This window comes from Xylophilus sp. Leaf220 (assembly GCF_001421705.1).
In the GTDB taxonomy this organism is placed as follows: domain Bacteria; phylum Pseudomonadota; class Gammaproteobacteria; order Burkholderiales; family Burkholderiaceae_C; genus Xylophilus.
Map to the genome: position 1 here is coordinate 331,971 of NZ_LMKO01000012.1, position 21,925 is coordinate 353,895.

At 67.3% G+C, this 21,925-nt stretch carries 20 protein-coding genes and 2 tRNA genes; 8 read left to right on the plus strand and 14 right to left on the minus strand.

Features of this window, described 5'->3' with window-relative positions; translation table 11 throughout:
- Positions 1-20: 20 nt before the first annotated feature.
- The 9 genes from nusA to ASE76_RS10240 all read right to left on the minus strand — a co-directional run bounded on the left by nusA (position 21) and on the right by ASE76_RS10240 (position 10,636).
- Entirely contained in the window at positions 21-1,505 is a 1,485-nt protein-coding gene (gene nusA / locus ASE76_RS10200; protein WP_055838579.1) for a transcription termination factor NusA, read from the minus strand.
- A gap of 100 nt (positions 1,506-1,605) precedes the next feature.
- A complete protein-coding gene (rimP, locus tag ASE76_RS10205) occupies positions 1,606-2,211 on the minus strand; it encodes a ribosome maturation factor RimP (protein ID WP_055838583.1) in 606 nt (201 codons plus the stop codon).
- A 142-nt stretch (positions 2,212-2,353) separates the two neighbouring features.
- Positions 2,354-2,776 (minus strand): co-chaperone YbbN, encoded by a 423-nt coding sequence (locus tag ASE76_RS10210; protein ID WP_055838587.1) that lies wholly within the window; start codon positions 2,774-2,776, stop codon positions 2,354-2,356.
- Positions 2,773-4,074 (minus strand): cytochrome c, encoded by a 1,302-nt coding sequence (locus tag ASE76_RS10215; RefSeq protein WP_082448291.1) that lies wholly within the window; start codon positions 4,072-4,074, stop codon positions 2,773-2,775. The genes ASE76_RS10210 and ASE76_RS10215 overlap by 4 nt, the downstream gene beginning before the upstream one ends.
- Positions 4,071-4,682, minus strand: coding sequence for a c-type cytochrome (locus ASE76_RS10220; protein ID WP_236698397.1), 612 nt, complete (start codon positions 4,680-4,682; stop codon positions 4,071-4,073). Before ASE76_RS10220 ends, ASE76_RS10215 begins: the two co-directional genes overlap by 4 nt.
- Positions 4,683-4,914: 232 nt before the next feature.
- The gene (locus ASE76_RS10225; protein WP_082448293.1) at positions 4,915-6,591 is read right to left on the minus strand and encodes an ABC transporter ATP-binding protein; all 1,677 of its coding nucleotides are present in this window, start codon (positions 6,589-6,591) and stop codon (positions 4,915-4,917) included.
- On the minus strand, positions 6,588-7,664 hold the full coding sequence (locus ASE76_RS10230) for an ABC transporter permease (protein ID WP_236698398.1): 1,077 nt from the start codon (positions 7,662-7,664) through the stop codon (positions 6,588-6,590). The genes ASE76_RS10225 and ASE76_RS10230 overlap by 4 nt, the downstream gene beginning before the upstream one ends.
- A gap of 116 nt (positions 7,665-7,780) precedes the next feature.
- Entirely contained in the window at positions 7,781-8,809 is a 1,029-nt protein-coding gene (locus ASE76_RS10235) for a microcin C ABC transporter permease YejB (protein WP_055838596.1), read from the minus strand.
- Positions 8,810-8,812: 3 nt separating this feature from the next.
- On the minus strand, positions 8,813-10,636 hold the full coding sequence (locus tag ASE76_RS10240) for an extracellular solute-binding protein (RefSeq protein ID WP_055838599.1): 1,824 nt from the start codon (positions 10,634-10,636) through the stop codon (positions 8,813-8,815).
- A 47-nt stretch (positions 10,637-10,683) separates the two neighbouring features.
- On the opposite strand from ASE76_RS10240, the gene fabI reads away from it, so the two are divergent.
- Both fabI and ASE76_RS10250 read left to right on the plus strand, forming a co-directional pair.
- A complete protein-coding gene (gene fabI / locus ASE76_RS10245; RefSeq protein ID WP_055838602.1) occupies positions 10,684-11,478 on the plus strand; it encodes an enoyl-ACP reductase FabI in 795 nt (264 codons plus the stop codon).
- Positions 11,479-11,532: 54 nt separating this feature from the next.
- Positions 11,533-12,387 (plus strand): DNA ligase, encoded by an 855-nt coding sequence (locus ASE76_RS10250; protein ID WP_055838605.1) that lies wholly within the window; start codon positions 11,533-11,535, stop codon positions 12,385-12,387.
- Between the two features lie 82 nt (positions 12,388-12,469).
- Here ASE76_RS10250 and ASE76_RS10255 read toward each other — a convergent pair whose 3' ends face one another.
- Both ASE76_RS10255 and ASE76_RS10260 read right to left on the minus strand, forming a co-directional pair.
- Positions 12,470-13,033 carry a fasciclin domain-containing protein gene (locus ASE76_RS10255; protein WP_055838608.1) on the minus strand — a complete coding sequence of 188 codons (564 nt, stop codon included), beginning with the start codon at positions 13,031-13,033 and terminating at the stop codon, positions 12,470-12,472.
- Positions 13,034-13,110: 77 nt separating this feature from the next.
- Positions 13,111-15,459, minus strand: a complete 2,349-nt coding sequence (locus ASE76_RS10260; protein ID WP_055838611.1) for an arginine/lysine/ornithine decarboxylase — start codon at positions 15,457-15,459, stop codon at positions 13,111-13,113.
- 159 nt (positions 15,460-15,618) lie between these two features.
- On the opposite strand from ASE76_RS10260, the gene ASE76_RS10265 reads away from it, so the two are divergent.
- The 4 genes from ASE76_RS10265 to ASE76_RS10280 all read left to right on the plus strand — a co-directional run bounded on the left by ASE76_RS10265 (position 15,619) and on the right by ASE76_RS10280 (position 17,780).
- Entirely contained in the window at positions 15,619-16,047 is a 429-nt protein-coding gene (locus ASE76_RS10265; protein ID WP_055838614.1) for an NfeD family protein, read from the plus strand.
- A gap of 42 nt (positions 16,048-16,089) precedes the next feature.
- Complete coding sequence (locus ASE76_RS10270; protein WP_055838617.1) at positions 16,090-17,010, plus strand: SPFH domain-containing protein; 921 nt, start codon at positions 16,090-16,092, stop codon at positions 17,008-17,010.
- 64 nt (positions 17,011-17,074) lie between these two features.
- Positions 17,075-17,165: transfer RNA gene (locus ASE76_RS10275), tRNA-Ser, on the plus strand.
- 267 nt (positions 17,166-17,432) lie between these two features.
- Entirely contained in the window at positions 17,433-17,780 is a 348-nt protein-coding gene (locus tag ASE76_RS10280; protein ID WP_055838619.1) for a hypothetical protein, read from the plus strand.
- A gap of 96 nt (positions 17,781-17,876) precedes the next feature.
- On the opposite strand, the gene ASE76_RS10285 is transcribed toward ASE76_RS10280, so the two are convergent.
- Positions 17,877-17,953, minus strand: a tRNA-Pro gene (locus ASE76_RS10285).
- A gap of 58 nt (positions 17,954-18,011) precedes the next feature.
- Between ASE76_RS10285 and ASE76_RS10290 the strand changes: the two genes are divergently transcribed.
- Positions 18,012-18,470 carry a flavodoxin domain-containing protein gene (locus ASE76_RS10290; protein WP_055838622.1) on the plus strand — a complete coding sequence of 153 codons (459 nt, stop codon included), beginning with the start codon at positions 18,012-18,014 and terminating at the stop codon, positions 18,468-18,470.
- A 41-nt stretch (positions 18,471-18,511) separates the two neighbouring features.
- Here the strand turns inward: ASE76_RS10290 and ASE76_RS10295 are convergent, their stop codons facing one another.
- A complete protein-coding gene (locus ASE76_RS10295; RefSeq protein WP_055838625.1) occupies positions 18,512-19,282 on the minus strand; it encodes an IclR family transcriptional regulator C-terminal domain-containing protein in 771 nt (256 codons plus the stop codon).
- Between the two features lie 140 nt (positions 19,283-19,422).
- Between ASE76_RS10295 and pobA the strand changes: the two genes are divergently transcribed.
- The gene (gene pobA, locus ASE76_RS10300) at positions 19,423-20,634 is read left to right on the plus strand and encodes a 4-hydroxybenzoate 3-monooxygenase (protein WP_055838628.1); all 1,212 of its coding nucleotides are present in this window, start codon (positions 19,423-19,425) and stop codon (positions 20,632-20,634) included.
- 138 nt (positions 20,635-20,772) lie between these two features.
- Here the strand turns inward: pobA and ASE76_RS10305 are convergent, their stop codons facing one another.
- Positions 20,773-21,762: a tripartite tricarboxylate transporter substrate binding protein gene (locus ASE76_RS10305; RefSeq protein ID WP_055838631.1), complete on the minus strand. Its 990-nt coding sequence runs from the start codon at positions 21,760-21,762 to the stop codon at positions 20,773-20,775.
- Between the last annotated feature and the right edge of the window lie 163 nt (positions 21,763-21,925).

Sequence of the window (21,925 nt, forward strand, 5' to 3'; positions counted from 1 at the left end):
GGTACGGGCCTCCATGATCTCTACTCTTGACCGGCGAACCAGTGTTCGCGGGCCTTCAGGATCAATTCCTTGGCTTCATCGGCAGACTGGCCGGTGATATCAGTGAGTTCGTCGATCGCCAGGTCGGCAAGGTCGTCGCGGGTATTGATGTTCGCTTCGGCCAGCTTGGCGATCAGTTCCGGCGTGAGGCCGGCCAGATCGCGCAGGTCCTGCGACACGCCTTCGACGCTTTCTTCGCGGGCGATTTCCATGGTCAGCAGCGCATCCTTGGCGCGCGACCGCAGTTCGTTGACCGTGTCTTCGTCGAAGCTTTCGATCTCGAGCATTTCCTGCAGCGGCACGTAGGCCACTTCTTCGAGGCTGGTGAAGCCCTCGTTGATCAGGATGTCGGCGATTTCCTCGTCGACGTCGAGCTTCTCCATGAACAGCTTGCGGCCGGCATCGGTCTCGGTCGCCGCCTTCTGGGCGGATTCCGCTGCGTCCATGATGTTGATCTTCCAACCGGTCAGGTCGGAAGCCAAGCGCACGTTCTGCCCGCCGCGGCCGATGGCGATCGCGAGGTTCTCCTCGTCGACGACCACGTCCATCGCGTGCTTTTCCTCGTCCACCACGATGGACGACACGTTGGCCGGGGCCAGCGCGCCGATGACGAACTGGGCCGGGTCCTCGCTCCACAGCACGATGTCGACACGCTCGCCGGCGAGTTCGTTGGTCACCGCGTTGACGCGGGTACCGCGCACGCCGACGCAGGTGCCGATCGGGTCGACACGCTTGTCATGCGAGAGCACGGCGATCTTGGCGCGGCTGCCGGAATCGCGGGCGCACGATTTGATCTCGAGCAGGCCCTGTTCGATCTCGGGCACTTCCTGGCGGAACAGCTCGATCATGAACTCGGGGGCCGAACGCGACAGGATGATCGGCGCGCCGCGCAGCGTCAGATCGACCTCCATGATCATGGCCCGCACGCGGTCGCCGTTGCGCAGGTTCTCCTTGGCGATCATCTCGCTGCGGCGCAGCCGCCCTTCGACACGGCCGGCCTCGACGATGATGTCGCCCTTGTCCATGCGCTTGACGGTGCCGACGAAGATCTTGTCGCCGCGCGACATGAAATCGTTGAGCAGCATCTCCCGCTCGGCGTCGCGGATCTTCTGCAGGATGACCTGCTTGGCCGCCATCGCGCCGATACGGCCGATCGGAACCGAATCGACCGCCTCTTCGATGTACTCGTCGACCTCGATGTCGGCCATTTCTTCCTTGGCCTCGAACAGAAGGATTTCCTGCTCGGGCAGCTGCAGGCCCGCCTCGTCGGGGACCACGTGCCAGCGGCGGAAGGTCTCGTACACACCGGTGTCGCGATCGATCGCGACGCGGATGTCCACTTCGCCCGGGTAGAGCTTCTTCGTCGCCTGCGCCAAGGCGGACTCCACGGCGCCGAAAACGACGTCGCGCTCCACGTTCTTCTCGCGCGAGATGGCCTCGACCAGCATCAACAGTTCGCGATTCATGCCACAACTCTCCTATCCTGAACAACGGTGGCGGTGCTCCACAAGAGCCCGGCCCGCCACGCCTCACTTGCAATACCAAACACGGGATACCGCTGCAGACTCATTCGGGCGCCTCGCCCCGCGGTCTGCGGCCTTTGAAATCGATGATCGGCGCCAGGCGCGCCTCGCGTACCTCGTCGAGGGTGAACTGCATGGCCTGCAACGGCGCGGCCTGGCGCTTCTTGCTGATGCGCTGGCCGGGCTTGCCTTCGGGCGCATCGCTCCAGACGATCTGCCACTGCGGGCTGGCACCTTCGGCGACCGGCGCCTCGATGCGCTCCAGCGTGCCGCGAAACTTCTTGCGGTTGGCGTTGACCTGGCCTTCGGCGGCGGCGCCGATCGGCTGCCGGAGCGTGATGTCGATGATCTCGCCGGCGAAGCGCTCCAGGTCCTGCTGGTGGCGCAGGGGGCGGTCGATGCCCGGGGACGAGACCTCGAGCCGGCTGTATTCGACCGCATCGACCTCCAGCGCGAACTGCAGCTGGCGGGTGACTTTCTCGCAATCTTCGACGGTCACGAAGCTGTCCGCCGGCGGGGCGCCCTCGGCCGGTGCGGACCAGGGCAGATCGATCGTGATGCGCAGCAGCCCGCCCGCGGAGCGCTCGATCTCCACGAGGTCATATCCCAATCCGATTACGGTCTGTTCGACGATCTGCTGCAGTGCCACGTTGATTCTGTTGCTACCCAAATGCAAAATCCGGCTGCCACCCCACGCAGCCTGCACGGAATGGACGAAGTCCGGATGAAAAACAATCGACCAAAAAAAACGGGCGGTTGGTACCCGCCCGTTTGGTCGTGAGAATCGGATTCTACTCCGCTGCAAGGGGTTTACGCAACCCGCCGCCTGCAGAATCGGATAAAGAAGCGGCCCGGATCCGGGCCCATAACGCATCGGCTCCCTCAGGGAGGGACGACCGGCTAGCGTGGGGATCGGCCCGCAGGGTCTGCAGCAAACGCTCCAGCACCGCGGCATGGGGTGTCAGGGCGCCCAGGAAGCGCACCTGCTCGCCCTGGGCGACGAGCAGGCTGGGAAACGTCTCGACGTCGAAGTCGCCCGCGATGTCGGCATGGTCTTCCACGTCGAGCCAGTGCCAGGCGGTACCGACCGCACCTTGCGCCATTTGATCGAACGCCGGGCGGTAGTCGCGGCAGACGCCGCACCATTCCGCGCACAGACAGATTACGGTCCATGGCGCCATTTGGGCCGCACTGCCGGCCGGAAATCCGTTCATCGGGTAGATTCTTTCACGCGTTGCACCTCCAGCGCGCTCACGGGAGCCGCCGCGTGGCCCCAGGATGCGCGGACGAAGGATGCCACGGCTGCGACTTCGCCGTCGTCGAGCAGGTGTTGGAAGGGCGGCATGCCGACCGGCCGGGGGTTGCCCGCCGTCTGGGCCTGGTAGCCGCCCCGCAGAATCATTTGGACCAGATTGTCGGCCTGCGGGAGCACGACCGCCCGGTTGCCTGCCAGCGCCGGGTACGAGCCCGGCTTGCCTTGTCCGGCATCGCCGTGGCACTGGGCGCAGTGGGCGATGTAGAGACTGCTGCCCCGCGCCAGTACCGCAGCGTCGGCCACGGGCCGGTCGTCGGGTGCTGCGGCCGTCTGGGGCAAGGCCTTCAGGTAGACCGCCATCGCTTGCAGGTCGGCATCCGACAGATGCTGCAGGCTCTGAGACACCACCTCCGCCATCGGCCCCGATACCGATGCGCCGGGTGCCACGCCGACCCGCAGCAACTGCACGATGTCCGGAACCGACCATGGGCCGAGCCCGGCTTCGTGCGCCGCCTGCAAGGACGGCGCATACCAACCCTGCAGCGGAATGCGCCCACCCTGCAGTGCGCTGGCGGCCGGGGTGGCACCCAGCGCGTTGCGCGGGCTGTGGCAGGCACTGCAGTGGCCCAGGCCTTCCACCAGGTAGGCGCCACGGTTCCACTCTGCCGACTGCCGCGTATCGGGTGTCAGATTGCCGGGCGTGAAATACAGCGCGCGCCAGGCCGCCAGCGCGACCTGGGTGTTGTACGGGAATCGAACACCGTGCGGGCGGTTCGGCAATCGCACTGCGGGCAGTGCCTGCAGGTAGGCGAACAACGCGTCGGAATCTTCCCGGGTGACGCGGGTGTAGTTGGGGTACGGAAACGCCGGGTACAGCATGCGACCGTCGCGCCCGACGCCGTTGTGCATCGCACGCCAGAATTCCGGCGCCGTCCAGCGGCCCAGGCCCGTATCAGTGTCCGGTGTGAGGTTGGAACTGTAGAGCGTGCCGAAAGGCGTGGGCAGTGCGACGCCACCGGCGAAGGGTCGGCCGCCGGCCGTGGTGTGGCATGCGATGCAGTCGCCCGCCCTTGCCAGGTATTCGCCGCGGCGTACGAGGTCGGGGGATGCCGGGATGTCGGTCGTGGCGGTGGGCGGTGGCGGGGCATCGCCCCGGTGCGCCAACGCGAACGCCAGCGTTCCCAATACGGCAGCGAGCAGTGCCACCGCCACCAGCAGGAGGACCACGCGCCGCGGCCAGATGCGCCGGCGGGTCATTCGCCCAGGCCTCCACAGGGCATGGGCAACGGGCCCGGCAAGGCCGCTGCCGGGGTCGAATCGGCCGGCAGGGGCTGCGAGGACAACCAGGCCGATACGGCCGCGACATCCACCGGCGCCAGTTGGGCGGCCGTATGGGCCATGCAATCGGGCGCCCGGGCCTTGCGCAGGCCGTTCTGCCAGGCTCCGAGCTGGCCGTTGAGGTAGTCGCGCGGCAAGCCCAGCAGGCCGGGGACGGATGGCGCCACGCCAGTCATGCGGTCGCCATGGCACTGCACGCAGGCGGGACTGCCGAGCGCCGCATCGCCTCTGCGCACCAGCTGGTCGCCGCGCGCCAGCATGGCCGCGGGCGCATCGACCGTCTGGGGCGCCGGGTACGGCAACTGCTGGCGCGAGAAGTAGGCCGCCATCTCGCGCAGGTACGCATCGTCCAGGTTGCGCAGCAGGTACGCCATCGGCGCATAGCTGCGGCGGCCATCGCGAAAATTGACGAGCTGGTTGAACAGATAGCCTTCCGGCTTGCCGGCGATGCGGGGAAAATATCCCTGGTTGGTCGCCCTGCCCTGCGCGCCGTGGCACAGGGTGCAGGCGGCCACCCGCGGCGCCATGGAAGGATCCGGCGCGACAGGGCTGCTCGCCGGAGCCGAAGCCGAAGCCGCAGCCGCCGACACCAGCCCCGCGGCCGCGAACCAGACCGATAGAAACCCCGCCGCGTGCCGGCAGGCCCTGCGCAAACACGGCGTCATGAAATCATCTCGAGGGGAATGGCCTGCACTCTAACCCCGGCAGGGCGCGTGCGCCCTTGGACATATCGCCGCATGCGGATGCGGCGCGGGCCCCTCATCGGCCGAGGGCCGCGGCGACCAGTTGCCGTGTGTACGGGTGCTGCGGCGCATCGAGCAGCTGGGCGACCGGTCCGGCCTCGACGATCTCGCCGTTCTTCATCGCCAGCACGTCGTGCGCCATCGCGCGGATCACGTCCACGTCGTGGGTGATCAGCAGATAGGCCAGGCCCCGCTGCTTCTGCAGCCGTTGCAGCAGGCCCAGCACCTGTTTCTGGATCGTGACGTCGAGCGCACTGGTCGGCTCGTCGAGGACCAGCACCTCCGGCTCCACGATCAGCGCCCGGGCGATCGCGATGCGCTGGCGCTGTCCGCCGGAAAAGGCGTGGGGATAGCGCTCCAGCAGGCCGGGGAACTGCGCCTCGGCCATGCCGACCTCGGCCAGCATCTGGCGCACACGGGCACCGCGGGCCGTACCGTCGAGGGTGGACGCATGCACACGGAGACCCTCCCCCACGATCTCGCCCACGGTCATCCGGGGCGAGAGGGAGGAAAACGGATCCTGGAAGACCACCTGCAGGCGCCGCCGCAACTGCCGGTCTGCCGCGGTGCCCTGTCCCCAGGCCTGGCCGACGACCTGCAGTTCGCCGGTATGCGGCTGCAGGCCCAGCGCCGCCAAGGCGAGGGTCGACTTGCCCGAGCCCGATTCGCCGATCACGCCCAGCGTGCGCCCTGGCCGCAGCGCGAAGTCGGCCCCCTTAACCGCGACGAACGCATCCTTGCCGAACCAGCCCCGCAGGCCGGGCCGCGGAACCGGATAGGCGACCTGCAGCGCCCGCGCTTCCAGCAGCGGCGCCGTACCCTCCTCCGCAGGCTCCACCACGTCGCGCACCGGAACGCTGTCGAGCAGCCGCCGCGTGTAGGGATGCTGCGGCCGGGCGAACACGTCGGCCACGGCGCCCTGCTCCACGATGCGGCCGTTCTCCATCACCGCGACCCGGTTGGCGAAGCGGCGCACCAGGTGCAGGTCGTGGGTGATCAGCAGCACCGCCATGCCGGTCTCCTGCTGCTGGGCGGAGAGCAAGTCGAGGATCTGGCCGCGCAGGGTGACGTCGAGCGCGGTGGTCGGCTCGTCGGCCAGCAGGAGCCGGGGCCGGCAGGCCAGCGCCATCGCGATCATGGCGCGCTGGCGCTGCCCGCCCGAGAGATGGTGCGGATAGGCGCCGGCCCTGCGCTGCGGTTCGGGAATGCCGGTCGATGCTATTAAATCTATAGCTTGAAGCCGTGCATCCGCCTGGGCCAGGCCCTTTTTCAGCTGCAGGACTTCTGCGATCTGCTCTCCCACGGTGAAGAGCGGGTTGAGCGCCGTCATAGGCTCCTGGAAGATCATCGCGATCTCCCGGCCCCGGACGCCGCGCAGCTGATGCTCCGACAACGCCAGCAGGTCGCGCGGGCCGTCGGCCTCTTCCAGCCCGGCGAACACCGCGCTGCCGCCGTAGGCCGCATCGGGCACCAGCCGAAGAAGGCTGAGCGCGGTGACCGTCTTGCCCGAGCCCGATTCGCCGACCAGCGCCAGCTTCTCGCCCGCATGCAGCACGAAGTCGATGCCGTGCACCACGTCGCGTCCGCCGAAGCCCACGCGCAAGCCGCGAACCTCCAGCAACGGCGCCGCAGCACCTGGCGGGGTCGGCAAGCCGGGACGGAGGTCGTCCGCAGGCGATGGTGCGACGCTCATGCGTGGGCCTTTCGCGGATCGAGCGCGTCGCGCAGCGCATCGCCCATGAAGGTCAGCAGCAGCAGCGTGGTCACCAGCACCGCGAAGGTGGACAGCGAGATCCACCAGGCGTCGATGTTGGCCTTGCCCTGGCTGAGCAGCTCGCCCAGCGACGGCGTGCCCGGCGGCACGCCCAGGCCGAGGAAGTCGAGCGACGTCAGCGCCAGGATCGCCGCGCTCATGCGGAACGGCAAGAAGGTGACGACCGGCGTGAGGCTGTTGGGCAGGATATGGCGCCGGATGATGTCGAGGTTGCCCACGCCCAGCGCGCGCGCCGCCTTGACGTAGTCGAGCTGCCGGTTGCGCAGGAACTCGGCCCGCACGTAGTCCGACAGCCCCATCCACCCGAAGAGGGAGAGCAGCACCAGCAGCAGGGCGATGCTGGGGGCGAAGATGGCGCTGAAGATGATGAGCAGATACAGCTCGGGCATCGATCCCCAGATCTCGATGAAGCGCTGGAACGCCAGGTCGGTCTTGCCGCCGAAGAAGCCCTGGATCGCGCCCGTCGCCACGCCCAGCACCACCCCGACCGCCGTCAGCGCCAGCGCGAAGAGCACGCTGACCCGGAAGCCGTAGAGCAGTTGCGCCAGCAGGTCGCGCCCGCGGTCGTCGGTACCCAGCCAGTTGTCGCGCGTCGGGGCCGAGGGATTGGGCGATTTCGCGAAGTAGTTGAGCGTCTTGGGGCCGTACGGATTGGGCGCGTGCAGCGCCCAGTTGCCGCCGCGGGACAGCCGCTCCTGGATGAACGGGTCGAGGTAGTCGGTGGTGGTCAGGAAATCGCCGCCGAAAGTCGTCTCCGGATAGTCGCGCACCATCGGGAAATAGGTCTGCCCTTCGTAGCGCACCAGCAGCGGCCGATCGTTCGACAGCAGCTCCGCCCCCAGGCTCAGCACCACCAGCGTGCAGAACACCACCAGGCTCCAGAAACCGAGCCGGTTGCGCTTGAAGCGCTGCCAGGCCCGCCGCCCTGGCGAGACGGAAGCCGCATACGGCGCACCACCGGCAAGCGGCAGCGATGAAACAGGAACGTCCACCACATCAACCACGCGACGGCCCCTCCCAGGAACACCGTGGATCCGGCTTCGCCGGTCCACCGGTGTTGCCCCCTGCAAGGGGGTAGGCGGCCACACGCAGTGGGCAAGCCTGGGGGTTAGTCGAATCTGACACGAGGGTCCACCCAGACATAGGAAAGGTCGGAGATCAGCTTGGTCACCAGGCCGATCAGCGTGAAGAAATAGAGCGTGCCAAGCACCACCGGATAGTCGCGCCGGATCACGCTTTCGTAGCTCAGCAGGCCTAGGCCGTCGAGCGAGAACAGCGTCTCGATCAACAGCGAGCCGGTGAAGAAAGCCCCGATGAATGCCGCCGGAAAGCCGGTGATGATCGGAATCAGCGCGTTGCGAAACACATGGCGCCACAGCACCTGCCGCTCGCTCAGTCCCTTGGCCCGCGCGGTCAGCACGTACTGCTTGCGGATCTCTTCCAGGAACGCGTTCTTGGTCAGCATCGCGGTGACGGCGAAGCTGCCGGCCACCATCGCGGTGACGGGCAATGCGATGTGCCACAGGTAATCGACGACCTTGCCGCCCACGCTCAGCTCCGACCAGTTGGCCGAGGTGAGTCCGCGCAGCGGGAACCACTGCAGTTGCCCGCCGAAGACGACCAGCAGCGCCACGCCCAGCACAAAGCCGGGCACCGCATAGCCGAACAGCACGATCAGGGTGGTGAAGAAATCGAAGCGCGAGCCGGCCCGCACCGCCTTGGCCACGCCCAGCGGCACGGCCACCAGGTAGCTGATGAAGAACGTCCACAGGCCCAGGCTGATCGAGACCGGCAGCTTCTCCTTGATCAGCTGCCACACGTCCTTGTTCTGGAAGAAGCTGCGGCCCAGGTCGAACCGGGCGAACTGGCCCAGCATCTGCACGAAGCGCTCGTGCGGCGGCTTGTCGAAGCCGTAGAGCGCCTTGATCTGTTCGATGCGCTTCGGGTCCACGCCCTGCCCGCCGCGGTAGGAGGTGCCGCCGCTTTCAGCGCCGCCCCGGGCGCCGGCCTTCGCCTCGGCCAGATACTGCTCCACCGGCCCGCCGGGCACGAACTGGATCACGCTGAAAGTGATCAGGATCACGCCGAACAGCGTGGGCACCATGAGCAGCAGGCGCTTCAGAACATAGGCCAGCATCGGTCAGTCCTTGGCGGCGGGCGTCTTGGCCCACCAGGTATCGGCCACCCAGGTCTCGGGCGTGCTGGTGTAGGGCGGCATGCCTTGCGCAGGCATGGCGATGCGGCGGGCGTTGTAGACCATGCGGTGGTTGGGCGCGAACCACTGCGGAATCAGGTAGTGGCCGTGGGCGACCACCCGCTCCAGCGCGCGGCAGGCCGGCAACAGCTCCGCCTTGGTCCTGGCACCGACCATCCGCGCGATCAGCGCATCGACCGCCGGGCTCGATACGCCCATGTAGTTGCCCGAATCCTCGGTCCTGGCGGCCTTGCTGCCGAGGATGTCGGCATATTCCTGTCCGGGGTTGTGCGTGCCGGCGAAGTTGATCGTGGTCAGGTCGAACTCGAACTTCTGCAGGCGCTGCTGGTAGAGCGCGAAGTCGACCGCGCGCACGTTGAGCGTGATGCCCAGCTTCTCCAGGTTGCGTGCCCAGGCTGATTCGGTGCGGGCGCCGCCCTCGCCGGGACCGAGGTACTCCAGGACCATCGGCTCGCCGCGGGCATTGCGCAGGCGGCCGTCCCGCACCGTCCAGCCGGCCTCCTTCAGCAGGGCCTGGGCCTGGCGCAGGTTGCCCCGCAGCGTCGCATCGCCATCGGTGCGGGGCGGTACCGTCATCGGGCCCAAGGTGTCCGGAGGCAGCTCTTTCTTCCAGGGATCGAGCAGTGCCAATTCTTCCGCAGAGGGCATGCCGGTGGCCGCGCAATCCGTGTTGCCGAACAGGCCGTTGACCCGGCCGTAGGCGCCGTAGAACATCTGCCGGCTCATCCAGTCGAAATCGAAGGCCAGCCCCAGCGCCTCGCGCACCCGCGGATCGGAGAGCTTTTCCCTTCGGGAGTTGAGCACGTAGCTCTGGAAGCCCGTCGGCAGGCGGTGGCGGAACTCGCCCTTGACCAATTCGCCGGAATCGAACTTGCGCCCGGTCAGCCGCCGCGCCCAGTCGCCCGCGGAGAAGAACCGCATCGCATCGAACTCGCCGGCCTTCAGCGCCTCGAGCCGTGCGGTGTTGTCGGCGTAGATCTTGATGGTGATGCGGTCGAAGTTGTCGGTGCCGCGCTTCACGCCCAGGTCGCGCGCCCAGTACTGCGGATCGCGGACGTAGGTGATGTCCTTGCCGAAGCGCACCGGGCCGATCGTGTACGGACCGCTGCCGATCGGTGGGTCCACCACCACCTGGTCGAAAGGTTTGGGCTTACCGTTTTCCACGCCCCACTGGCGGCTGAAGATCGGCAGCCCGCCGACGGTCAGCGGCAATTCGCGGTTGGCCTTCTTGAAGCGGAAGCGCACGGTGCGCTCGGCCACCACGTCGCAACCGGCCACGTCGTCCAGCAAGGTCTTGTAGGCGGGCGAGGTGAACGGACCCATCAGCGTGTCGAAGGTGTGCTTCACATCCGCCGCCAGCACCGGATCGCCGTTGTGGAAGCGCGCCGCCGGCCGGATGCGGAAGGTGGCCGAAAGACCGTCGGCGGCTACCTCCACGTCTTCCGCCAGCAGGCCGTAGCCCGAGCCGGTCTCGTCCAACGAACCGGCCAGAAGCGAATCGAACACCAACTCCGACAGGTAGGCCGGCGCGCTGCCCTTGATGGTGAACGGGTTGTACTTGTCGAAGGTCGAGGTGCGCTGGTTGCTCACCAGCCGCAACTCGCCGCCCTTGGGCGCATCGGCGTTCACATAGTCGAAGCGGTCGAAGCCCTGCGGGTATTTCAGGTCGCCCCACAGCGCGTAGCCATGCGCGGCCCACGACGACCACGACGTGCAACCCAGGAGCAGAGAGACCAGCAAAACCCGCATGCGACAATTCTGCTGGATTTTCACAGCGATTTTTCGGAGTTCGAACTATGGGTTTTCTGGCCGGCAAGAAACTGCTGATCACGGGTGTTCTGTCCAACCGCTCGATCGCCTACGGCATCGCCCGGGCCTGCCATGCGCAAGGCGCCGAGCTGGCCTTCAGCTACGTCGGCGAGCGCTTCAAGGACCGCATCACCGAATTCGCGGCCGACTTCGACTCGACCCTGATCTTCGACTGCGACGTGGGCGACGACGCGCAGATCGACAAGCTCTTCGCCGACCTGGCCCAGACCTGGCCCACCTTCGACGGCTTCGTGCACAGCATCGGCTACGCGCCCCGCGAGGCGATCGCCGGCGATTTCCTCGAAGGCCTGAGCCGCGAGGGCTTCAAGATCGCCCACGACATCAGCGCCTACAGCTTTCCGGCCATGGCCAAGGCCGCCCTGCCCTACCTGAACGACAAGTCCGCGCTGCTCACGCTGACCTACCTGGGCGCGATGCGCACCGTGCCCAACTACAACACGATGGGCCTGGCCAAGGCGTCGCTCGAGGCTTCGGTGCGCTACCTGGCGGAATCGCTCGGTCCCAAGGGCATGCGGGTCAACGGCATCAGCGCCGGCCCGATCAAGACGCTGGCGGCCAGCGGCATCAAGGGCTTCGGCAAGATCCTGTCGGTGGTGGCCGAGACGGCGCCGATCCGCCGCAACGTCACGATCGACGACGTGGGCAATGTCGCCGCTTTCCTGATGAGCGACTTGGCCGGCGGCGTGACCGCCGAGATCACCTACGTGGACGGCGGTTTCAGCCAGGCGGTGGGCGGCATCGCCGAGAGCCCCGCGGCCTGAATCCGGATGAATCGTAGCCACAGCCGTTGATTTACGCCGACCTGCTGCTATATTTTGAATAGCAAAAGCCCGTCCCGCCGCCACCTGCTGGTCGCTCTGCTCGCCGCTGCCGCCGCGCCGGCGCTGCGGGCCGGCACGGCCCCGGCGCTGATGCTCGCCAACCGCTACCGGCCCGGCGTTCCGCTGGCCGACTACTGGGTCAGCGAGAAGATGGACGGCGTGCGCGGCTACTGGGACGGCCGCCAGCTCTGGACCCGGGGCGGCGAGAAGGTGAATCCGCCGGCCTGGTTCACCAAGGGCTGGCCCACGGTGCCGCTCGACGGCGAGCTCTGGGCCGGTCGTGGCCAGTTCCAGAAGGCAGTATCCACCGTTCGGCAGCAGGTGCCCGACGAGCAGGCCTGGCGCGTCATGCGCTTCATGGTGTTCGATCTGCCGGCGCAGGCCGGTACCTTCACCGCACGGCTCGCGATCTTGAACGGACTGATGTCGACCGTGGATTCGCCGTATGCCCGGGCGGTCCCGCAAAGCCGGGTGGCCAGTCCCGAGGCGTTGACGAAACTGCTGCGCGCCACCGTGCACGGTGGCGGCGAGGGTCTGATGCTGCACCTGGGCGCATCGCTCTACAAGGCGGAGCGCAGCGACGACCTGCTGAAGCTCAAACCGTACGACGACGCCGACGCCCGGGTGGTGGCCTGGGTGGACGGCCAGGGCAAGTACGCCGGCCAGATGGGTGCGTTGCTGGTCGAAGGCACCGACGGCAAGCGCTTTCGCGTGGGTTCGGGCTTCACCGACGAGCAACGCCGCAAGCCGCCCGCCGTGGGCAGCTGGATCAGCTACCGGTACCGGGGTCTGCACGACAGCGGCATCCCGCGCTTCGCCACCTTCCTGCGAGAGCGGCCCGATCTCTGACCGGTCTTCCGGATTCGACATAAAAAAAGGAGCGCCGCGGCGCTCCTTTTCTGCACGCGCCGCAGCGCACCGGGCTCGATGCTTACTTGGGCATCAGGACGGTATCGACCACGTGGATCACGCCGTTGGACTGGATCACGTCGGCGATCGTCACCGTCGAGTTGCCACCCTTGGCATCCGTCAGCACGATGCTCTTGCCCGAAGCCTTGGCGGTCAGTGCCTCGCCCTGCACCGTGGTGAGCGATGCGCTGCCCTTGCCGTCCTTGATCTTGGCCAGCAGGGCCTTCGAGTCCAGCTTGCCGGGCACGACGTGGTAGGTCAGGATCGTCGTCAGCGTCGACTTGTTCTCGGGCTTGACCAGGGTATCGACGGTGCCGGCAGGCAGCTTGTCGAAGGCGGCGTTGGTCGGTGCGAACACGGTGAAAGGACCTGGGCCCTTCAGCGTCTCGACCAGGCCGGCGGCCTTGACGGCGGCGACCAGCGTGGTGTGGTCCTTCGAATTGACCGCGTTGTCGATGATGTCCTTGGTCGGGTACATCGGCGCGCCACCCACGGTGACCTGGGCCATGGCGGACACGGCGCCGAACGTCAGCGCGGCGGCGATGCCGAGGGAAGCGAAAGCACGGGAAGAGACGGTTGCGTTCATGAAAGCTCCTGGATGGTGGGAGGACCGCACGTCGTGTGCGGCCCTGCTTTCAATACGCCGCACGCCGCGGGCCGGATTCAGATGGTTCGCGAAAACGGCCCTTCGGAGCCCAGCTGCACCATGTTCTCTTCGGTCGCCAGCGGCTGCGGCGCGGCCGTCGTGCTGGCGACGCAATCGGCGTAGTAGCGGACCTTGCCGGCTTCGTCCTCGAGCTCGACCAGGCCGTGGATGTCGGTTTCGAACCCCGGGCACTTGGCGTTGAACTCGCGGGCGAACTTGAGGTAGTCGACGATCTTCTTGTTGAATACCTCGCCCGGGATCAGCAGCGGGATGCCCGGCGGATACGGCGTGACCAGGCTGGTGGTGATGCGGCCTTCCAGGTGGTCGATCTCCACCCGCTCGGTCTTGCGGTGGGCGATGTGGGCATAGGCGTCGCTCGGCTTCATCGCGGGCGTCAGGTCCGAGAGGTACATCTCGGTGGTCAGGCGGGCGATGTCGTACTCGGCGTACATCTGGTGCACATGCTGGCAGAGGTCGCGCAGGCCCATGCGCTCGTAGCGCTTGTATTGCTGGCAGAACTCCGGGAGGATGCGCCACATCGGCTGGTTCTTCTCGTAGTCGTCCTTGAACTGCTGCAGCGCGGTCAGCAGCGTGTTCCAGCGGCCCTTGGTGATGCCGATGGTGAACATGATGAAGAAGCTGTAGAGCCCGGTCTTCTCCACGATCACGCCGTGCTCGGCCAGGAACTTGGTCACGATGCTGGCCGGGATGCCGGTCTCGGCGAACTTGCCGTCCATGTCCAGGCCCGGGGTGACGATGGTCGCCTTGATCGGGTCGAGCATGTTGAAGCCGTCGGCCAGCGTGCCGAAGCCGTGCCACTTGGCGTCGCGGTCCTCGCCCTTGATGATCCAGTCGTCGGCGAAGCCGATGCCCTCTTCGGCCAGCTTCTCGGGACCCCAGACCTTGAACCACCAGTCGTTGTCGCCGAACTCGGCCTCGACCTGGCGCATCGCGCGGCGGAAATCCAGCGCTTCCAGGATGCTCTCCTCCACCAGCGCGGTGCCGCCGGGCGGCTCCATCATCGCGGCGGCCACGTCGCAGCTGGCGATGATTGCGTACTGCGGGCTGGTGCTGGTGTGCATCAGGTAGGCCTCGTTGAAGAGGTGGCGGTCGAGCTTGCGGTTGGTGCTGTCCTGCACCAGCACATGGCTCGCCTGGCTGATGCCGGCCAACAGCTTGTGGGTCGACTGGGTGGAGAACACCAGCGACTCGGTCGGCCGCGCGCGCTTCTTGCCCATCGCGTGGTAGGGGCCGTAGAAGGGGTGGAAGGCCGCGTGCGGCAGCCAGGCCTCGTCGAAGTGCAGCGTGTCGACATAGCCGTCGAGCGCCTTCTTGATCGTCTCGGTGTTGTAGACCACGCCGTCGTAGGTTGACTGCGTGAGCGTCAGGATGCGCGGCTTGACCGTGTCGGCATCGATATGCTTCAACAGCGGGTTGGCGCGGATCTTGGCCTTGATCGTCTCGATGTCGAATTCCGAGCGCGGGATCGGGCCGATGATGCCGAAGTGGTTGCGCGTAGGCTTCAGGAACACGGGGATCGCCCCGGTCATGATGATCGCGTGCAGGTTCGACTTGTGGCAGTTGCGGTCGACCACCACCACGTCGCCCGGCGCCACCGTGTGGTGCCAGACCATCTTGTTGCTGGTGCTGGTGCCGTTGGTGACGAAGAAGCAATGGTCGGCGTTGAAGATGCGGGCGGCATTGCGCTCGCTCTCGGCCACCGGGCCGGTGTGGTCGAGCAGTTGGCCCAGTTCCTCCACCGCGTTGCAGACGTCGGCGCGCAGCATGTTCTCGCCGAAGAACTGGTGGAACATCTGGCCCACCGGGCTCTTCAGGAACGCCACGCCGCCCGAGTGGCCCGGGCAGTGCCAGGAGTAGGAGCCGTCTTCCGCGTAGTCGAGCAGCGCCTTGAAGAAAGGCGGCTGCACGCCTTCCAGGTAGCTCTTGGCCTCGCGGATGATGTGGCGGGCCACGAATTCCGGCGTGTCCTCGAACATGTGGATGAAGCCGTGCAGTTCGCGCAGGATGTCGTTCGGCATGTGCCGCGCGGTCTTCGTCTCGCCGTAGATGTAGATCGGCACTTCCAGATTCTTGCGGCGCACCTCTGCGATGAAGGTGCGCAGGTTCAGCACCGCCGGATCCAGGTCAGGACCGGGGCTGAATTCCTCGTCGTCGATCGACAGGATGAAGGCACTTGCCCGGCTTTGCTGCTGGGCGAACTGGCTCAGGTCGCCGTAGCTGGTGGCGCCCAGCACCTCGAAGCCCTCGCTCTCGATGGCCTGCGCCAGCGCGCGGATGCCCAGGCCCGATGTGTTCTCCGAGCGGAAGTCCTCGTCGATGATCACGATGGGGAAGCGAAATTTCATGCGGGGGCTCCGGTCTGGGAGATGGGACGAATGCGGTAAACGCGAAAGAGCCGCGAAGTGTAAGGACTTGGGATGGCGCCTTTGTGTCGATAGTCCAGAATGACAGCAAGTTACAGGGTGACTACCCGCCGACACGGCCCCTTTTCAAGGAGATTCGATTTGGCACTTTCCACCTACTGGTGGCTCCTGGCCGGCGCTGCCATCGCGGCCGAGTTGCTGAGCGGTACGGTCTACCTGCTGTTGATCGGAGGCGGTTTCGCCGCCGCGGCCGTGGCGGCGCACATGGGCACGTCGCTGCCGCTGCAGATCGTGGTGGCCGCGGTGATCGGCGCGGGCGCCGTACTGGTCTGGCGTTTCCTGAAACGCCGTGCCCCGGCGGGCCTGCCGGCCAGCGCCAACCCCGACGTGAATCTCGACATCGGCGAAACGGTGCAGGTCGCCCAGTGGGAGCCCGACGGCACCGCCCATGTGCAGTACCGCGGCGCCCGCTGGACGGTGGTGCCCCGCGCCGGCGCCCTGCCCGGCAGCACCGGCGCCCACAAGGTGGTCGAAGTGGTCGGCACCCGCCTCGTCGTCGACAAGATCTGAAACCGCGCACCCCGGGCGGTGCGCACATGCAAAGGAGACTCGATGGAAATATCCCTGGTCCTGCTGGTCATCGCGATCATCTTCGTCACCCAGTCGGTCAAGTTCGTGCCGCAGCAGAACGCGTGGGTGCGGGAACGCCTGGGCAAATACCACGGCACCATGACGCCGGGCGCCAACTTCCTGATCCCGTTCATCGACAAGGTGGCCTACAAGCACAGCCTGAAGGAGATTCCGCTCGACGTTCCCAGCCAGGTCTGCATCACCCGCGACAACACGCAGCTGCAGGTCGACGGCATCCTGTACTTCCAGGTGACCGACCCGATGCGGGCGAGCTACGGATCGTCCAACTACATCATGGCGGTGACCCAGCTGGCGCAGACCTCGCTGCGCAGCGTGATCGGCAAGCTGGAGCTCGACAAGACCTTCGAGGAGCGCGACATGATCAATGCCCAGATCGTCGCCGCGATCGACGAGGCGGCGCTCAACTGGGGCGTGAAGGTACTGCGCTACGAGATCAAGGACCTGACCCCGCCGAAGGAAATCCTGCTGGCCATGCAGGCGCAGATCACCGCCGAGCGCGGCAAGCGCGCCCTGATCGCCGCGTCCGAAGGCCGTCGCCAGGAGCAGATCAACATCGCCACCGGCGAGCGCGAGGCCTCGATCGCCCGCTCCGAAGGCGAACAGCAGGCCGCGATCAACAACGCCAAGGGCGAGGCCGCGGCCATCACTGCCCTCGCCGAGGCCACGGCCGGTGCCATCGAGCGGGTGGCCGCCGCCATCCGCCAGCCCGGCGGCGAACAGGCGGTGCAGTTGAAGGTGGCCGAGCGCGCGGTGGACGCCTACAGCAAGGTGGCGGCCGACGCCAAGACCACGCTGATCGTGCCGAGCAACATGACCGAGGTCTCTGCGCTGATCGCATCGGCGATGAAGATGGTCGGCACCGTGCCGCCGCGCCAGCCCTGACATTTGCCGCGCGGGGTGCAGGCGGCGAAACTGCCGGATTCCCGTGGCTATAATCGGAGGCTCTGGAACGGTGGATGAGTGGTTTAAGTCGCACGCCTGGAAAGCGTGTGAGGGTTAATAGCCCTCCGCGGGTTCGAATCCCGCCTGTTCCGCCAGAACCCGGTTCGTCATCACTCACGAACCTTCGAAAAAGCCCGGTCGCCCTTGGTGTCCGGGCTTTTTTGTCGTTCATTTCCTGTTCTCGGAATACGCGATAACCGTCTTCGTACCCGCTCTCCTACCGTGACTTTCCTGCGCTTGCGTTGCGCTGGCCAGACCTGCATGCAAGCCGTCGCCTACTGCGGCATACGTCGCAAACCGACACGGTCAACACCCGCCGCGCCCGACAGTGCTTCATTCGGTACTACAGACGAACAAACAACATGGACGCTCGCAATCCGGACGAGGCGTGGGTCTCCCGCCAGGAATTCCTGGAATGGAAGGCTTTGATCGACCGCAACAACCAGCTGCAGAATCGCGCGTGGGAGCAGTCCACCGCGTTGGCACAACGCCTGGCCACGCAACTGCAGGCTACCGAATACGCGGTACATGCCATGCTGCAGGTAGCGCCCGACCTGGAAAGCGTGGCGGACAGTTACCTCACCTCGATGGACAAGGTGGCCGACATTCTTCCGGAGCACGCCGCCGAACGGTACCGTGATGCGTTCCAGGCGATGCACGCCATGATGCTCGCCGAGATCAACCGCCGCATGGTGCGTTGCCGCGACTAGATCGACTTTGACGCGCTGCCGACGCGCGCGGGAGCACCCCGCGCTCGGCAACGAAAAAGGCCGTTTTCACTATGGTGAAAACGGCCTTTTGAATGATGGTCGGGGCGGTGGGATTCGAACTCACGACCCTCTGCTCCCAAAGCAGATGCGCTACCAGGCTGCGCTACGCCCCGACAGCTAGTATTCTAGCCGCAAATTTGCGGACTTTGTGCAACTCCCTGGAGAATTTCATTGGCAGCGCTTCGTATCCTCGTCGGCTCGGTATCGGGCACCGCATTGCACGTGGCCCAGACCCTCTCGTTGGGCTGCGACGACCTCGCCCAGCCGATCGACGTCGTGCCGATGGATGCGGCGGGCATCGAGGTCTTCGACGCACCCGCACCGCTCACCCTGCTCTGCGTCTCGACCTACGGCGCGGGTAACGTTCCCGACGGTGCCGCTGCGCTGTACGACGCGCTGGACACGCAGCCCCGCTACCTGGGCCATCTGCGCTACGGTGTCGTCGCGCTCGGCGACAGCAGCTACGGCGAGACCTTCGCAGGCGGAGGCAGGAGCTTCGACGCCCGGCTGCAGGACCTGGGCGCGCAGCGGGTGGGCGAGGTGCTGGTACTCGACGCGACCGACGCCACCGAGCCCGCGGACGTGGCGACCGCATGGTGCCGGGCCTGGCTCGCCGAGGCGCTGCGCTAGTGGCGGCGACGCACCCGAGCCTTTAGCCGCACAGGACATCCTCAGAGCAATCCGCGCGCTTCCCGTGCCGCCTCGATCAGCAGCGGCAGAAGATCGCGCCGCATGCTGTCTTCGTCGACCCGCTGCGGCGACACCACCACGTTCAGCGCCGCCACCGTGTGGCCCTGCATGTTGCGCAGCGGCACCGCCAGCGCCTGCACGCCCAGTTCGTGCTCCTCGGCCGACAGGCAGAAATCGTCCGCCCGCGCACGGGCGACCTTGCGGCGGAAATCGACCATCCGGGTACTGGTCAGCGGCGTCAGGCGCGGCAGGGTACGGCTCGCGCACCAGGCGGAGAACGCCGCGGGCGACAGCGCCGCCAGCAGCATGCGGCCGGTCGAGGTGGCGTGCGCCGGCAGCCGCGCGCCCAGATGCAGGCCGTAGGCCAGCATCCGCGCCGGGGCGCCGTGCACGCCGCTCTGCGCCACGATGACCACTTCGTCGCCGTCGAGCACCACGGCCGAGAACGACTGCTGCGTCTGCGCGGCCAGCCGGTTGAGCATCGGCTGCACCGCCCGCGGCAGGCGGGCCGAGGCCAGGTAGCTGCCGGAAAAACGCAGAACCTTCGGCGACAGCCAGAAGTAGCTGCCGTCCGTCTCCAGGTAGCCCAGGTGCGTGAGGGTCAGCAGGTGCCTGCGGGCGGCCGCCCGGGTGATGCCGGCCCGCTGCGACGCCAGGGTGGCGTTCAGGCGCTGCCGCTCGGTGTCGAAGCTCTCCAGCACCGCCATGCCCTTGGCCATGCCCTCGATGAAATCCGCCCGTTCGATCGCCATGCCCCACTCCGTTCGATGCTGCGCGATCATCGCGCAGCGCTGCCGATGATCGCACAGCAGGTCTTCCGGGCCCTGGCGCGGGGGTGGCATGCCGCCCTACCCTCGCCGCTATCGCACCAGAACCACTACGGAGACATTCCATGCGCACCCAGGTTGCCATCGTCGGCGCGGGCCCGGCCGGCCTTCTGCTCGGCCAACTGCTGTTCAAGGCCGGCATCGACAACATCGTCGTAGAGCGCCAGAGTGGGGACTACGTTCTCGGCCGCATCCGCGCCGGCGTGCTGGAGCAGACGACGCTCGACCTGCTGGACCAGGCCGGCGTCAGCGCCCGCGCCCATGCCGAGGGCCTGCCGCACGACGGCATCGAGCTGCTGTTCCAGGGCGCCCGCCACCGGATCGACCTGCATGCCCTGACCGGCGGCAAGCGGGTGACCGTCTACGGCCAGACCGAGGTGACCCGCGACATGATGGAAGCGCGCGCCGCCGCGGGCCTGACGACCGTCTACGAAGCGAAGAACGTCGCCCTGCACGACTTCGACGGTGCCGCGCCGCGGGTGCGCTACGAGAAGGACGGCGCCACCCACGAGATCGAATGCGACTTCATCGCCGGCTGCGACGGCTACCACGGCGTCAGCCGCCAGAGCGTGCCGGCCGAGTCGCTGCGCACCTACGAGCGGGTCTACCCCTTCGGCTGGCTCGGCGTGCTGGCCGACGTGCCCCCGGTCTCGCACGAACTGATCTACGCCAACACCGAGCGCGGCTTCGCGCTGTGCAGCATGCGCAGCGAGACCCGCAGCCGCTACTACCTGCAGGTGCCGTCGGACGACAGGGTCGAGAACTGGACCGACGCCCTCTTCTGGGACGAACTGCGGCGCCGCCTGGACCCGGCCGCCCGCGACCGTCTGGCGACCGGCCCGTCGCTCGAGATGAGCATCGCGCCGCTGCGCAGCTTCGTCGCCGAGCCGATGCGCTTCGGCCGCCTGTTCCTGGCCGGCGACGCCGCGCACATCGTGCCGCCCACCGGCGCGAAAGGCCTCAACCTGGCGGCCTCCGACGTGGCCTTCCTGTTCCAGGCGTTCTCCGAGTACTTCGGCGAGAAGAGCGCCGCCGGCATCGACGGATACTCGGCCCGCTGCCTGCGCCGCGTCTGGAAGGCCGAGCGCTTCTCGTGGTGGTTCACCTCGCTGATGCACCGGTTCCCCGAGACGGGCGCGTTCGGCCAGAAGATCCAGGAGGCGGAGCTGGACTACCTGGTGCACTCCCAGGCGGCCTCGACCGCGCTGGCCGAGAACTACGTGGGGCTGCCGATGCAGGATGCGATGCCGGTCCCGGTGTCGCAACGTCCTGTGTAAAGAGCCGGCCGTCGCGCGGACGACCCGGCTCCGCTCATCCGGGCGGTCCGTTCGGCCGGTTACGCTTCAGTGCTATTTATTGATAGCTGGAAGCCGGCACCGCACGCCGGCTGGAGGCCTGAAGCACCACCAATCCCGTCACAGCCGGATGCCGGCGCCCTTCACCGTGGCGCCCAGCACCGCGACCTGGTTGCGCACGAAGGCGTCGTACTGGGCGGTGGTCTGCGGCACCGCGACGATGCCCAGCTCGGTCATCTTCTTCTGCACCTCGGGCAGCACGATCACCTCGTTGCAGGCGGCGTGGAGCCGCGCGACGATGGCGGGCGGCAGGTGGGCCGGGCCGTCGAGGCCGAAGAAGTTCTCCAGCACCAGGCCCGGCTGGCCCAGTTCGACCACGGTGGGCACGTCGGGCATCAGCGGCGACCGCACCGTGCCGGTCACGGCCAGGGGCACCAGCTGGCCGGTCTTGAAGAACTGCACATAGGCGGTGATCACGTCGATGCCCACCGGAATCGTGCCGGCCAGCAGGTCGGTGGTCATCGGCGCGCCGCCGCGGTAGGGCACGTGCACCATCGGCACGCCCAGGGTCTTGCGGATCAATTCCCCGTGCACATGGCCGACGGAGCCGGGGCCGCCCGAGCCGAAGTCGAGCCGCCCCGCCTTCTGCGCCTGCGCGACCAGGTCGGCCAGGGTGCGGATGCCCGACGCCTTGTTGGCCATCACCACCAGGGGGGCCGAGCCCAGTGCCGCGACGTGGGTGAACGCCTCGACCGGGTCGTAGGGCTGTTTCTCCAGCGTGAAGGGCCCCAGCGCGATCGGCGTGGTGTTGGCCAGCATCAGCGTGTAGCCGTCCGCCGGGGCCTGCGCCACCGCCGACCCGCCGATGGTGCCGCCGGCACCCGGCTTGTTGTCGACCACCACGCTCTGGCCCAGGCGGTGCGTCAGCTGGTCGGCCATCACCCGCGCCAGGATGTCGCTGGCGCCGCCCGGGGCGAAGGTGACGACGATCTTGATCGGCCGGTCGGGCCAGGCGGCACGCGCGGGCAGCGCCAGGGCGCCGGCACCGGCGGCCAGCAGGCCCAGGGCCGCACGGCGGTTGGGGAGAAGGGAGCGCTGCGGATGTGTCATGGGGTCGGGGGGCGCGGCTGTGGCGCGGCCGCTGGGTCGTCGGCAACGCGCGGCATGCAGGCACGCTGACAGCCTGCTGCCGATGACGGGAAATCGCACTGCATGGTTTTGGTGCGGACGGAGTAGCCGGCACAGGTTGTGTGCGCCGGCCCCTTTCCCTAGC